This is a genomic window from Spongisporangium articulatum (assembly GCF_044465595.1).
GTDB lineage: Bacteria > Actinomycetota > Actinomycetes > Actinomycetales > Kineosporiaceae > Spongisporangium > Spongisporangium articulatum.
Genome location: NZ_JBITLV010000006.1, coordinates 161065 through 175467, shown reverse-complemented (window position 1 = coordinate 175467; position 14403 = coordinate 161065). Strand labels below are relative to the sequence as shown.

9 protein-coding genes and 1 tRNA gene are annotated in these 14403 nt (G+C 69.4%); 1 reads left to right on the top strand and 9 read right to left on the bottom strand.

Features of this window, described 5'->3' with window-relative positions; translation table 11 throughout:
• Nucleotides 1-253: 253 nt before the first annotated feature.
• The 6 genes from ACIB24_RS17985 to ACIB24_RS17960 all read right to left on the bottom strand — a co-directional run bounded on the left by ACIB24_RS17985 (nt 254) and on the right by ACIB24_RS17960 (nt 6507).
• A complete protein-coding gene (locus ACIB24_RS17985) occupies nt 254-958 on the bottom strand; it encodes an ABC transporter ATP-binding protein (RefSeq protein ID WP_398283614.1) in 705 nt (234 codons plus the stop codon).
• A gap of 47 nt (nt 959-1005) precedes the next feature.
• Complete coding sequence (locus ACIB24_RS17980; RefSeq protein WP_398283182.1) at nt 1006-1842, bottom strand: ABC transporter ATP-binding protein; 837 nt, start codon at nt 1840-1842, stop codon at nt 1006-1008.
• Nucleotides 1839-3116 (bottom strand): branched-chain amino acid ABC transporter permease, encoded by a 1278-nt coding sequence (locus tag ACIB24_RS17975; protein ID WP_398283180.1) that lies wholly within the window; start codon nt 3114-3116, stop codon nt 1839-1841. The genes ACIB24_RS17980 and ACIB24_RS17975 overlap by 4 nt, the downstream gene beginning before the upstream one ends.
• 1 nt (nt 3117) lies before the next feature.
• A complete protein-coding gene (locus tag ACIB24_RS17970; protein WP_398283178.1) occupies nt 3118-4170 on the bottom strand; it encodes a branched-chain amino acid ABC transporter permease in 1053 nt (350 codons plus the stop codon).
• 116 nt (nt 4171-4286) lie between these two features.
• The gene (locus ACIB24_RS17965; RefSeq protein WP_398283175.1) at nt 4287-5552 is read right to left on the bottom strand and encodes a branched-chain amino acid ABC transporter substrate-binding protein; all 1266 of its coding nucleotides are present in this window, start codon (nt 5550-5552) and stop codon (nt 4287-4289) included.
• A 268-nt stretch (nt 5553-5820) separates the two neighbouring features.
• Nucleotides 5821-6507, bottom strand: a complete 687-nt coding sequence (locus ACIB24_RS17960; protein ID WP_398283173.1) for an ANTAR domain-containing response regulator — start codon at nt 6505-6507, stop codon at nt 5821-5823.
• 84 nt (nt 6508-6591) lie between these two features.
• On the opposite strand from ACIB24_RS17960, the gene ACIB24_RS17955 reads away from it, so the two are divergent.
• Nucleotides 6592-6678 (top strand) — tRNA-Leu (locus tag ACIB24_RS17955).
• 14 nt (nt 6679-6692) lie between these two features.
• Here ACIB24_RS17955 and pyk read toward each other — a convergent pair.
• From pyk to gltB, 3 genes are all read right to left on the bottom strand, one after another.
• Nucleotides 6693-8138 (bottom strand): pyruvate kinase, encoded by a 1446-nt coding sequence (pyk, locus tag ACIB24_RS17950; RefSeq protein ID WP_398283171.1) that lies wholly within the window; start codon nt 8136-8138, stop codon nt 6693-6695.
• Between the two features lie 144 nt (nt 8139-8282).
• A complete protein-coding gene (locus tag ACIB24_RS17945; RefSeq protein WP_398283169.1) occupies nt 8283-9740 on the bottom strand; it encodes a glutamate synthase subunit beta in 1458 nt (485 codons plus the stop codon).
• Nucleotides 9740-14329: a glutamate synthase large subunit gene (gene gltB, locus ACIB24_RS17940; protein WP_398283167.1), complete on the bottom strand. Its 4590-nt coding sequence runs from the start codon at nt 14327-14329 to the stop codon at nt 9740-9742. The genes ACIB24_RS17945 and gltB overlap by 1 nt, the downstream gene beginning before the upstream one ends.
• Nucleotides 14330-14403: the final 74 nt, after the last annotated feature.

Genomic DNA, 14403 nt, shown 5'->3' with positions numbered 1-14403 from the left:
CCCCCCGGAACGACTCTCGGAATGCTACGGCCGATCCGGGCCGTAGCGGGACAGACGACGGAAAACGTCATCTGATCGAACCTCTACCGATGCCTTCGGCGGTGGATTCCCGCCTCGACAACACCCCTGCCTACGCACCGTGGTCGTGGCCTCACTGTGGTCGTGATCAAGGAATTCATTGCACGGCAGGGACGACGGCCCCGGAGCTTCCGCTCCGGGGCCGTGGAACGAATTCCTTGATCACGACCTGGGGTCAGCCGCCGAGGTAGGCGTTGATCACCTCGGGGTCGTTGAGCAGGTCGCGGGCCAGGCCCTCGGTCTTCACCTGCCCGGTCTCCAGGACGTAGGCGTAGTCGCCGATCCGCAGCGCCGCGAGGGCGTTCTGCTCGACGACCATGACCGTCGTGCCCTGGTCCCGGATCGTCCGGATCGTGTCGAAGATCAGGTCGACCAGCACCGGGGCGAGGCCCATCGACGGCTCGTCGAGCAGCAGCAGGTGCGGCCGCCCCATCAGGGCCCGGCCGACCGCGAGCATCTGCTGCTCACCGCCGGACATGGTGCCCGCCTTCTGGCTGATGCGTTCCTTGAGCCGTGGGAAGAGCTCGAGCACGCGATCGAGGTCGGCCTCGATCTCCGCCTTGTCGTTGCGCAGGAAGGCGCCCAGCTCGAGGTTCTCGTGGACTGTCATCTTCGGGAAGATCCGCCGGCCCTCGGGTGACTGCGTGATGCCCGCACCGACGACCTTGTGGCCGGGCACGCCGACCAGGTTCTTGCCCTCGAACACGACGCTGCCCGACTTCGGCCGGATCAGGCCGGAGATGGTGCGCAGGGTCGTCGACTTGCCGGCCCCGTTGGAGCCGACCAGCGCGACGATCTCCCCTGGCTTGACCTTGAGCGAGATGCCCTTGACCGCGGCGATCGCGCCGTAACTGACGTGCAGGTCCTCGACGACGAGCAGGTCCTCACCGGTCTTGCGGGCGGCCGGCTTGCCCTCGGTCGACGTGGTCACAGGTCCACCCCGTATCCCTCGGTCCCGGTCTTACCCAGGTACGCCTCGATGACCTGCTCGTTCTCGCGGATCTCCTGGGGCAGACCCTCGGCGATCTTCGTTCCCCGGTCGAGCACCGTGATCCGCTCACTGACCTCCATGACGACGCTCATGTCGTGCTCGATCAGCAGGACCGAGACGTCGTAGTCGGTGCGCACCTTGCGGACGAACTGCACGAACTGGGCCGACTCCTGCGGGTTCATGCCCGCCGTCGGCTCGTCCAGCAGCAGGACCTTCGGCCGCAGCGCGAGAGCCCGCGCAACCTCGAGCCGGCGCTGGTCGCCGTAGGAGAGGTTGCGCGCGTACTCGTCACGGGTCTTGCCGATGCCGACGTAGTCGAGCAGTTCGCGGGCGAACTCCTTGCCCTCGCGCTCCTCACGGCGCTGCCGGGGGGTGCGCAGCACGGTGCCGACGATGCCGGACTTCATGTGCGAGTGCATCGCCACCATGACGTTCTCCTCGGCCGTCATGAGGTTGAACAGCCGGATGTTCTGGAACGTCCGGGCCAGCCCGACCTGCGCGATCCGGTGCGGGGGCAGCGCGGTGACGTCCTTGCCGTCCAGGAAGACCCGGCCCAGCGTCGGGCGGTACAACCCGGTGAGGACGTTGAAGAACGTGGTCTTGCCCGCCCCGTTGGGGCCGATCAGGCTGACCACCGACTTGTCCGGGACGGTGAACGACACGTCGTCGACGGCGGTCAGCCCGCCGAACCGGATCGTGATGCGTTCCGCGCTGATGCGGTTGACGTCCGACAACGGCGCGCCCGCCGGTGCCGCGGTCTCCTCGACGGTCATACCGGGTCTCCTTCCAGGTCGGCCCCGACCGCTTCGACCTCACCACGCTCCGGTTCCTGGAGCACCTGCCTCGTGCGGGCCTCGGGCAGCAGGCCTTCGCGCCGGAACAGCATCATCAGCACCAGGATCAACCCGAAGAGCAGGAAGTTCTGGGCCGGGAAGTTGATGTTCGTCCCGAGCGTGCTGTTGACGGTGTCACCGAACTGGGCCAGACCCGTGTTGTTGATCCAGGCGATCAGCACGGCCCCGAGGGTGACACCCCAGACGTTGCCCATCCCGCCCAGCACGACCATTGCCAACAGGGTGATGGAGGCGGAGAACTTGAAGGTGTCGGGCAGGACGCCGTTGACGTGCTCGGCATAGGCCACGCCCCCGATCCCGCCGGCGGACGCCCCGACCGCGTAGGCGGCGAGCTTGGTCCGCATCAGCGGGACGCCCATCATGCTGGCCGCCAGTTCGTCCTCGCGGATGGCCAGCCAGGCCCGGCCCAGCCGCCCCTCGCGGATCCGCAGCGAGACGAACATGCAGAAGGCGGCCAACAGGCAGAAGATCACGAACTTGGCGTTCAGGTTGAAGGGGCCCAGCTGCTCGGGGACGTTCGGGATGTTCGACAGCGGCCCGAGGGTGATCCGGTCGACCGGGCTGATGCCCTTGACCCCGTTGCTCAGGTTGAAGCCCTTGATGTCCTCGGCGTTCATGAAGATCTGCGGGATGATCTCGCCGAACCCGAGGGTCACGATGGCCAGGTAGTCGCCCTTGAGCCGCAGGGTCGGGGCGCCGATCAGTACGCCCCACAGAGCGCAGAACAGGCCGGCCAGCGGCAGCACCAACCAGAAGCTGAGGTGGATGCCGCGTTCCTGCCCGGGCCAGGGGTTGCCCAGGAAGTTGATCTTGACCTGGTTGAAGAACGGCGACATCACCCAACCTGCGAAGTAGCCGCCCAGCGCCCAGAAGGCCACGTATCCGAGGTCGAGCAGGCCCGCATACCCGACCACGATGTTCAGGCCGAGGGCGAAGATGACCCAGATGATGCACTCGTTGATGGCGGCCTGGTTGAACCAGCCGCGGATGAAGTCCTTGAACTCCGGCGAGGAGTTAGGCACGACCCACTGATACAGCGAGAAGATCAGCAGCGCGGCGATCAGGAACCCGATCGGCCAGGCCCGCTCCCGCAGCCAGCCGACCGGGCCGGCGGACGAGGCCCCGTTGCCGCTGCCGCTGCCGCTGCCGCTGCCGGGACCGTTGCCGTTGGTGGTGTCCGTAGTGGTCGTCACGTCACACCTTCTCCGTCGTCGCGTTGCCGAGGATGCCTTCGGGCCGGAACACCATCAGCGCGATGAGGATCGTGAACACGACGCTGTTCGACCAGTTCGGCCCCAGGCCGAGACCGTCGTTCCAGGCTTCGATCAGGCCGATCAGGAACCCGCCCAGCACGGCGCCGTTCAGGTTGCCGATGCCGCCCAGAACCGCCGCGGTGAAGGCGATCAGGCCGAGCTTGAAACCCGCGTCGTAGCGCGTGGTCGCCACCGACTCCAGCCACAGCAGGCCGGCCGCCCCGGCCATGGCGCCACCGAGAGCGAAGGTGAAGGCGATCGTGCGGTCCACGTCGATGCCCATCAGGCGGGCGGCGTCCTGGTCCTGCGCGGTGGCCCGCATGGCCTTGCCCTGGCGGGTGCTCTGGACGATGTAGGTCAGCCCGAGCAGCAGCGGGATGGTGACCGCGATGACGATGACGGTGCCCCAGGGCACCGTCACGTTTCCGACCTCGAAGGAACGGTTGCGCAGCAGGCTCGGCCAGTTCTTGGGAGCCGAACCACTCATCCAGGACTGCTGTCCGAGCCACTGGTAGATGAAGCTCAGGCCGACCGCCGTGATCAGCGGGGCGAGCTTCGGGGCCCGGCGCAGCCGCCGGTAGGCGACCCGTTCGGCGGTGGTGTTGACGGCCGCGGCCGCGAACATGGCGACCACCAGCGCGACGAACACCGCGACGATCGAGCCCACGGAGATGGTCGAAGCGGCGCCGAGGAGGGTGACGGCGACGATGCCGCTGACCACGGTGGACAGCATGAACAGGTCACCGTGGGAGAAGTTGATCAGCTCGATGATGCCGTAGACGAGCGTGTAGCCCAGGGCGATCAGGGCGTAGAGCGCCCCGTTGTTCAGCCCCGCCAGCGTGTACTCGGTGAACTGCGACGGCTGGCCGACGAACTCGACGATCAGCCACAGGGCGGCCAGCCCCAGGAGTGCGAACCCGATGACGGGGACGACGATGTCGCCCGCCCGCCGAGGCGGTGTGGCCTCGACTTCCTCGACCGTTGCCTGTGCCATCTGCTGGGTGCCTTCCTTGCCGCAGAATTGTTGGAGCCCACGACTTTCCGCGAGTTGCAGGACGGCGGGGGCCGGAATCGAAGCCCGGCCCCCGCCGTCCGTCGTTCAGCAGGTCGTCAGCTGACGGCCTGGGCCTTCAGGAACGTCTCCTTGCCACTCTTGACGAGCTCGATGGAGATGTCCTTGTTGTTGGTGTCACCGGTGGCCGGGTCGATCTTGATGTCCTTGCCCAGGACGGACTCGGCGGCGGGGATCGTGATCCCGTCACCCTCGAACACCGCGTCCCGGACACCCTTGCGGGTGCCGTCCGACTTGGCGATGGCGGCCAGGATGACCTGGACCGCCGCCACGCCGTACAGCGGGTACGAGCCGACCGGGTCGGCGCCGTACTTCGCCTTGTAGGCCTCCAGGAACTTCTGGCCCGCGCCCGGGGTCTTCAGCAGCACGTCGCTGGCGAGGCCGGCGAAGGAGAGGTAGACACCCTCCGACTCGGGCTGCTTCAGGAAGTCGGTGTAGCCAGTCCAGCCGTCGGGGGCCATGAACTTGACCTTGCCGTCGTTCTTGCCGAGGACGGAGACCTTGTCCTTGATGACCTGACCGCCGTTACCGGCGTCGTACACGCCACCCATGAAGATCAGGTCCGCACCCGAGGACTTGATCTTCTGCATCAGCGCGGTGTAGTTGGCGGCCTTGGGGTCGATCGCCTCGTTGGCGATGACCTTGATGCCCGCCGCCTGGGCCGCGGTGGCGAAGGTCTTGGCGACGCCCTGACCGTAGGTCTGGTTGTCGTTGAGGACGTAGACCGACTTGGTCTTCAGCGTCTCGGCCGCGAACTGGGCGTCGGCCAGACCCTGGGTGTCGTCGGTGGTGACCACGCGGGCGAAGGAACGCTCACCCGACGGGAAGTACTTCTCGGGCTCGCCCGGGTCGTACTTCTGGGTCAGACCGACGTTGGTGTTGGCGTGCGACACCATGAGCATCGGGCCGTCCGGGTCCTGGTTCAGGGTCGGCACGATCAGCTTGGCGCAACCCGAGTTCAGCGTGCCCATGACCGCCACCTCGTTGGTGTTGGCCACGTGGTCGGTGCCGTTCTTCGAGCAGGTCGCCGGGTCCCAGGCGCCGGTGGCGGCCGTGGAGTCGTCGTACTGCTTCAGCTGGATGGTGTAGTCGCCAGCCTTGTTGCCCTGCTGCTCGAGGTAGAGCTTGATCGCGTCGACGGTGGACTGCGACGCGTCCTTGTTGGACCCCTGCATCGGCAGGTCGGTCGAGATGACGAGCGTCTTGCTGCCGTCGCCACCCTCACTGCTCGAACCGCCCCCGCAGGCCGCGACCGCGAGCGTCGCGACCACGACGACGGCGAGCGCACGTACCGGCTTCACCATGTCCTACCTCTTCGCCTACGCGCCGCACCGACTGTGCGGGCGCTATTGGCCGGTGAAGCTACCACCGCAGCGTTGCGCGCAGAACAGGCTCGGAGCGGTGAAAGGTCAAGGCTTGACAACGATTTCCTAGAAGATTTCCGGTGTCGCCGCAGGTGCCGGGGATATGCCCTCTGACCGGGCAACGTTGTCGTTTCCGCTGCGTTACGAAAGCGGTGCCCGCCCCCCGGTCCAGGGGACGGGCACCGTCGAACTCTTAACCCGGCGTGCCTCAGGCCTCGTTGGCGGAGGCGATCACGGCGGAGGCGACGTCCTTCATCGTCAGTCGCTTGTCCATCGAGGTCTTCTGGATCCACCGGAAGGCCTCGGGCTCGGTCAGCCCGTACTTGGCCTGCAGCAGGCCCTTGGCCCGGTCGACCAGCTTGCGCGTCTCGAACCGCTCGGCGAGGTCGGCAACCTCGTCCTCGAGGGCCTTCAGCTGGGCGTTGCGGGACAGGGCGATCTCGAGGGCCGGCACCAGGTCGGCCGACGTGAACGGCTTCACGACGTAGGCCATCGCGCCGGCCTCGGAGGCCCGTTCGACCAGCTCACGCTGGGAGAACGCGGTCAGCAGCACCACCGGGGCGATCTTTGCGCCGACGATCCGTTCGGCCGCCGAGATGCCGTCGAGGACCGGCATCTTGATGTCCATGACGACGATGTCAGGGCGGTGCTCCTCGGCGAGCTTCACCGCCTCCTCGCCGTTGGTGGCCTCGGCCAGCACCGTGTAGCCGGACTCGCGGAGCATCTCGACGATGTCGAGCCGGATCAAGGCCTCGTCCTCGGCCACCAGCACGGTCCGGCCGGCCGGGGCGGCCGCCGGTTCCGCCGTCACGTCGGCCGTGGGGACGGCGTCGGCGGTGGGCTCGAGAACGGCGCCCTCGTCCGCCAGGTCCGAAGGGGACTCACCAGTGGTCATGACACTCAGAGTAGTCGGCGAGGTCCCGCGGTGCGCGGACCGGGGCCAATTGCCGTTAGGCTCACATCCGGTCGCGGCATCCACGCCGGGTTGGTGGAATCGGCAGACACAGCGCACTCAAAATGCGCCGCTCGAAAGGGCATGGGGGTTCAAGTCCCCCACCCGGCACCATTCCTCGCAGGAGGTCAGGAGTTCTGCCGGCGGTAGGCCGGCGCCCGGCCCGAGACGGCGTCACCCATCCGGTGCACGCGCATCGCGTTGAGCGACCCCGGCAACCCGGGCGGTGACCCGGCCGCGATGACCACGAGGTCGCCCTCCTGGCAGCGGCCCACGTCGAGCAGCGTCCGGTCGACCTGCATCACCATCTCGTCGGTGTGCTCGACCATCTCGGTCGTGAACGTCTCCACCCCCCAGACGAGGGCCAGCTGCGAGCGCACGGCCGGGTCGGGGGTGAAGGCCAGCAGCGGGATCTCCGAGCGCAGCCGCGACAGCCGGCGGGCCGAGTCGCCGGACTGGGTGAAGGTGACCAGGTACTTCACCTTGAGCAGCGACCCCGTGGTGGCCGCGGCCAGGGTGATGGCGCCGCCGGTCGTGGAGGGGGCCGTGCCCAGCGGCGGGATCCGCTCCAGGCCGTGGTCCTCGGTGCTGGTGATGATCCGGGCCATGGTCTGGACGGCCTCGAGGGCGTAGGAGCCCACGCTCGTCTCCCCGGACAGCATGATCGCGTCGGCGCCGTCCAGGACGGCGTTCGCGCAGTCCGACGCCTCGGCCCGGGTCGGGCGGGGCAGCGAGATCATCGATTCCAGCACCTGGGTGGCCACGATGACCGGCTTGGCCAGGCGCCGGGCCAGCGAGACCGCCTGCTTCTGGACGATCGGGACGTCCTCCAGCGGCAGCTCCACGCCCAGGTCACCGCGGGCCACCATGATCGCGTCGGCGGCCCGGGTGATCTCCTCGAGATTGTCGATGGCCTGCGGCTTCTCGATCTTGGCGATGATCGGGAGCTTGCGGCCGACCTCGGCCATGATCCGCCGGACGTCCTCGATGTCGGAGGCCTGCCGGACGAACGACAGCGCGATCATGTCGGCGCCCAGCTTCAGGGCCCAGCGCAGGTCGGCCTCGTCCTTCTCCGACAGCGCGGGCACGCTGAACATGACGCCCGGCAGGTTCAGGCCCTTGTTGTTCGAGACGGTGCCACCCACGGTCACCTCGGTGACCACGTCGTTCCCGCGGACCTCGGTGACGACCAGACCGACCTTGCCGTCGTCGACCAGGATCACGTCGCCCACCGACGCGTCCCGGGCGAGCCCCGAATAGGTGGTGGAGCAACGGTTCACGTCACCCGGGACGTCGTCCGTGGTGATCGTGAAGGTCGCCCCGGTGGCCAGGTCGACCGGGCCCTCGGCGAACCGGCCGAGCCGGATCTTCGGCCCCTGCAGGTCGACGAGCACGCCGACCGCGCGCCCCGTCGAGTCCGAGGCCTCGCGGATCTCGGCGTACATCTTCTCGTGGTCCGCGTAGGACCCGTGGCTGAGGTTCATCCGGGCGACGTCCATACCCGCGGAGACGAACTCGACCAGCCGGCCCTGCGTGGAAGGCCCCATCGTGCAGACGATCTTGGCTCGACGCATGTAGTCGACTTTAACCCTGCGCGATGACACCAACCTGTCCGGACCACTTACGGGTCGTGATCATGCAGAAACGTCCACGCCCTGCGACGCGACCCGAAGGGCCATGCCGGATCGGCGCGGACGTTTCTGCATGATCACGACCGGCTAGACGACGACGGGCCTCGCGGTCGGCGGGATGGGCCGCGGGAGGGTCGTCGAACCCGACAACCAGGCGTCGACCCCGGCGGCCGCGGACCGGCCCTCGGCGATCGCCCAGACGATCAGCGACTGGCCACGCCCTGCGTCCCCGGCCACGAACACGCCCGGCACCGTCGACATGTAGCTGTCGTCGCGGACCACGTTGCCGCGCCCGTCCAGCTCGACGCCGAGCTGCTCGACGAGCGAACCCTGTTCCGGGCCGGTGAAGCCCATGGCCAGCAGCACCAGCTGGGCCGGGATCTCCCGCTCGCTGCCCTCGACCGGCGTGAACCGGCCGTCGGCGAACTCGACCTCGACCAGCCGCAGGGCCCGGACGTTGCCGTCCTCGTCGCCGAGGAACTCCTGCGTGCTGACCGCGTAGACCCGCTCGCCGCCCTCCTCGTGCGCGGACGAGACCCGGTACAACATCGGGTAGGTCGGCCAGGGCTGACCCGAAGGCCGCTCCTCGGTGGGGCGCGGCATGATCTCCAGCTGCGTGACGGACCGGGCGCCGTGCCGCAGCGACGTGCCCAGGCAGTCGGCGCCGGTGTCGCCGCCGCCGATGATGACGACGTCCTTGTCGGTGGCCACGACCTGGCCCTCGACGGTCTCCCCCACGGCGACCCGGTTGGCCGGCGGCAGGAACTCCATCGCCTGGAGGATGCCGCCCAGCTCGCGGCCGGGCATCGGCAGATCGCGCGGGGCGGTGGCGCCCACGGCCAGCACGATGGCGTCGTACCGGTCGCGCAGCTGCTGGCCCGTCACGTCGACCCCGACGTCGACCCCCGGACGCATCCGGGTGCCCTCGGCCTCCATCTGGGCCAGGCGCCGGTCGAGGTGCTTCTTCTCCATCTTGAACTCGGGGATGCCGTAGCGCAGCAGGCCGCCGATCTTGTCGGCCCGCTCGTACACCGCGACCGTGTGGCCGGCCCGGGTCAGCTGCTGCGCGGTCGCGAGTCCCGCCGGGCCCGAACCGATCACGGCGACCGTCTTGCCGGTCAGGCGCTCGGGCGGCAGGGGCGTGACCCAGCCGTTCTCGAAGGCCTGCTCGATGATCGTGGCCTCGACCTGCTTGATCGTCACGGCGGGCTGGTTGATGCCCAGCACGCAGGCCGTCTCGCACGGCGCCGGGCACAGCTTCCCGGTGAACTCCGGGAAGTTGTTGGTGGCGTGCAGCCGCTCGATCGCCTCGCGCCAGTCGCCGCGCCAGGTCAGGTCGTTCCACTCCGGGATCAGGTTCCCGAGCGGGCAACCGTTGTGACAGAACGGGATACCGCAGTCCATGCACCGCCCGGCCTGGCGCTGCAGGGTCTCACCGCTGGTCGGGTCGTAGACCTCGCGCCAGTCCATCAGCCGGATCGGCACCGGACGGCGCGGGGGGAGCTCGCGCTCACGCGTCTTCAGAAAGCCTCTGGGGTCTGCCATTACTTCGAAGCCTCCATGATTCGCGACCACACCTCGTCGCCGTCCAGGTCGAGCCCTTCCGCCTCGGCCTGCGCCCGCACCGCGACCACGCGGGCGTACGCACCGGGCAGCACCTTCGTGAACCGGGCGGCGGCCGCGGGCCAGTCGGCCAGCAGCTTCCCGGCCACGGCCGACTCCGTCTCGTCGCGGTGCTTCTGCAGCAGCCCGCGCAGCACCTCCGCGTCCGTGTCGTCCAACGGCAGCAGGTCACCCGCCAGTTCGGCGTTGACCCGCCCCTTGCGCAGGTCGAGCACGTACGCCGTTCCGCCCGACATCCCGGCCGCGAAGTTGCGCCCGGTCCGGCCGAGGATCACGACGGTGCCGCCGGTCATGTACTCGCAGCCGTGGTCGCCCACGCCCTCGACGACCGCGGTCGCGCCCGAGTTCCGCACGCAGAACCGCTCGCCGACCTGGCCGCGCAGGAAGATCTCCCCGGACGTCGCGCCGTAGGCGATGACGTTGCCGGCGATGATGTTCTGCTCGGCCGCGAACCCCGCGACCCGCTGCGGCCGCACGACGACCCGCCCGCCCGACAGGCCCTTCCCGACGTAGTCGTTGGCGTCACCCAGCAGCCGCAGCGTGATGCCGCGCGGCAGGAACGCCCCGAAGGACTGGCCCGCCGACCCGTTCAGCGTCAGGTCGATCGTGCCCTCGGGCAGGCCGTTCTCGCCCCACCGCTTGGTCAGCTCGTGACCGAGCATGGTGCCGACGGTCCGGTTGACGTTGCGCACCGCGACCTCGCCGCGCACCGGCTCGCCCCGCTCGAGGGCGTCCGCCGCGATCTCGATCAGCGTGTGGTCCAGGGCCTTCTCCAGGCCGTGGTCCTGCACGGTGACCTGCCGGCGGGCCGGGCTGTACGGCGCGCTGGGCTCGGCCAGGATCGGCGCGATGTCCAGGCCGGCCGCCTTCCAGTGCTCGACGGCCTGGGTCGTGTCGAGCGAGCCGACCTCGCCGATGGCCTCCTCGAGGGTACGGAACCCGAGCGAGGCCAGGATCTCGCGGACCTCCTCGGCGATGTACTCGAAGAAGGTCTCCACGAACTCGGGCTTGCCGCTGTAGCGCGAGCGCAGCTCGGGGTTCTGGGTGGCGACGCCGACCGGACACGTGTCGAGGTGGCAGACGCGCATCATGATGCAGCCGCTGACCACCAGCGGAGCGGTCGCGAAACCGAACTCCTCGGCGCCCAGCAGGGCCGCGATGACGACGTCCCGCCCGGTCTTCATCTGCCCGTCGGCCTGCACGACGATGCGGTCGCGCAGCCCGTTCAGCAGCAGCGTCTGCTGGGTCTCGGCGAGGCCGAGCTCCCAGGGCGCGCCCGCGTGCTTGAGCGAGGTGAGCGGGCTGGCGCCGGTGCCGCCGTCGTGACCGGAGATCAGGACGACGTCCGCGTGCGCCTTGCTCACCCCGGCCGCGACCGTGCCCACCCCGACCTCGGCGACGAGCTTCACGTGCACGCGGGCCGACGGGTTGGAGTTCTTCAGGTCGTGGATGAGCTGGGCCAGGTCCTCGATGGAGTAGATGTCGTGGTGCGGCGGCGGCGAGATCAGGCCGACGCCGGGCGTCGAGTGCCGGGTCCGCGCGACCCACGGGTAGACCTTCGGGCCGGGCAGCTGGCCGCCCTCCCCCGGCTTGGCCCCCTGCGCCATCTTGATCTGGATGTCGTCGGAGTGCGTCAGGTACATCGACGTCACGCCGAACCGGCCCGAGGCGACCTGCTTGATCGACGACCGGCGTTCCGGGTCGAGCAAGCGCTCGACGTCCTCCCCGCCCTCGCCGGTGTTCGACTTGCCGCCGATCCGGTTCATGGCGATGGCCAGCGTCTGGTGCGCCTCGAGCGAGATCGACCCGTAGGACATCGCACCGGTCGAGAACCGCTTCACGATCTCCGAGACCGGCTCGACCTCCTCGAGCGGCACCGGGGGTCGCTGCGCCAGCTCACCGGTGCGGAAGCGGAACAGGCCGCGCAGCGTCATCAGCCGCTCGGACTGCTGGTCCACGCGGTTCGTGTACTGCTTGAAGATGTCGTAGCGCCGGTTGCGGGTGGAGTGCTGCAGCCGGAAGACGGTCTCCGGGTCGAAGAGGTGCTCCTCGCCCTCGCGCCGCCACTGGTACTCGCCGCCGGTCGGCAGCCGCCGGTGCGCGGGCTGCAGGCCGTCGGCCGGGTAGGCCAGCGCGTGCCGCATCGCGGTCTCGGCGGCGATCACGTCGATCCCGACGCCACCCAGCTGGGAGGTCGTCCCGGTGAAGTAGGTGTCGACCAGCTCCGGACCGAGCCCGATCGCCTCGAACACCTGGGCCCCCCGGTAGGAGGCGACGGTCGAGATGCCCATCTTGGACATCACCTTCAGCACACCCTTGCCGAGCGCCTTGATGACGTTGGCGACCGCCTTCTCGGGCGTGACGCCCTCGATGACCCCGCGCCGGACCAGGTCCTCCGCGGACTCCATCGCCAGGTACGGGTTCACCGCGGCGGCGCCGTAGCCGATCAGCAACGCCGTGTGGTGCACCTCGCGCACGTCCCCGGCCTCGACGATCAGGCCGACCTGGCTGCGGGTCTTCTCCCGGATCAGGTGGTGGTGCACGGTGCTGGTCAGCAGCAGCGAGGGGATCGGGGCCAGCGCGGCGTCCGAGTCGCGGTCGGACAGGACGACGAACCGCGCCCCCTCGGCGATCATCTGCGAGACCTCGGCGCAGATCTCGGTGAGCCGCTCGACGAGCGCCTCGCCCCCGCCGTCCACGCGGTACAGGCCCTTGATCGTGCCCGTGGTGTACCCGGGCAGGTCGCCGTCGGCGTTGACGTGCACGATCTTGGCCAGCTCGTCGTTGTCGAGCACCGGCCACGGCAGCACCAGCTTGCGGCAGTGCGCCGGCGACGCCGACAGCACGTTGCGCTCCGGGCCGATCGAGGTGGCCATCGCGGTGACCAGTTCCTCGCGGATGGCGTCCAGTGGCGGGTTGGTCACCTGCGCGAACAGCTGGGTGAAGTAGTCGAACAGCAGGCGCGGCCGCTTCGACAGGACCGCCACCGGGGTGTCGGTGCCCATCGACCCCAGCGGCTCGGCCCCGGTGCGGGCCATCGGCGCCACGAGGAGCTTGAGCTCCTCCTCGGTGTAGCCGAAGGTCTGCTGCCGCCGGGTGACCGACTTGTGCGTGTGCACGATGTGCTCGCGCTCGGGCAGGTCCTCGAGGTGGATACGGCCCGCGTGCAGCCACTCGTCGTAGGGGTACTCGCCCGCGAGGGCGGTCTTGATCTCCTCGTCGTCGACGATGCGGCCGTGGTCGGTGTCGACCAGGAACATCCGGCCGGGCTGCAGCCGGCCCTTCTTGACGACGGTGGCCGGGTCGAGGTCGAGGACTCCGGCCTCCGAGGCCAGGACGACGAGCCCGTCGTCCGTGACCCAGTACCGGCCGGGGCGCAGGCCGTTGCGGTCGAGGACCGCGCCGATCAGCGTCCCGTCGGTGAAGCAGACGGCGGCCGGGCCGTCCCAGGGCTCCATGAACATCGAGTGGAACTCGTAGAAGGCCCGCCGGGCCGGGTCCATCTCGTCGTGGTTCTCCCAGGCCTCCGGGATCATCATCAGGACGGCGTGGGGCAGCGAACGCCCGCCGAGGTGCAGCAGCTCCAGCACCTCGTCGAAGGTCGCCGTGTCGCTCGCGTCGGGCGTGCAGATCGGGTAGAGCCGGCTGAGGTCGCCGGGGATCAGCTCGGTCGCGAGCATGCTCTCCCGGGCCCGCATCCAGTTCCGGTTGCCCTTGACCGTGTTGATCTCCCCGTTGTGGGCCATCATCCGGAACGGGTGCGACAACGGCCACGACGGGAACGTGTTGGTGGAGAACCGGGAGTGCACGATGGCCAGCTCGGTGGCGAACCGGCGGTCGGACAGGTCGGGGAAGAACGGCTCGAGCTGCCCCGTGGTGAGCATGCCCTTGTAGACGAGGGTGCGACAGGACAGCGACGGGAAGTAGACGTTGACCTCGCGCTCGGCCCGCTTGCGCAGGCAGAAGGCCCGCCGCTCCAGCGCCATGCCGACGACCCGGCCCGGGCGGGAGGCGACGAACAGCTGCCGGAAGACCGGCTGGCAGTCGCTGGCCGACTTGCCGACCAGGCCGTTCGTGACCGGGACGTCGCGCCAGGCGAGGACGGACAGGCCCTCCTCGTCGGCGATCTCGGCGATCCGCCGCTCGGCGACGGCGCGTTCAGCGTCGTCCTGCGGGAGGAAGGCGGTGCCGACGGCGTAGCTGCCGGCCGGGGGCAGGTGGACGTCGTGCTCCTCGGCCATCACGGCGCGCAGGAAGGCGTCGGGGACCTGGGTGATGATGCCCGCGCCGTCGCCGGTGTCGACCTCGGCGCCGACGGCGCCGCGGTGGTCGAGGTTGCGCAGGGCGGTCAGCGCCATGTCGACGATGTCGTGCCCGGGCTCACCACGCATGGTGGCCACGAACGCGACGCCGCAGGCGTCGTGCTCGTGCGCCGGGTCGTACAGCCCCTGCGCCTCGGGCAGGGCGGAGAACCGCCGGTTCAGCGGCGGCGGGTACTGCGACGAGACCATGGGGCACACCTCGTGGTCGCTGGGCTCAGGGAGCCGGCTCAAAGAAAACTGGCCGCGCCCGACCGTGCGCCACA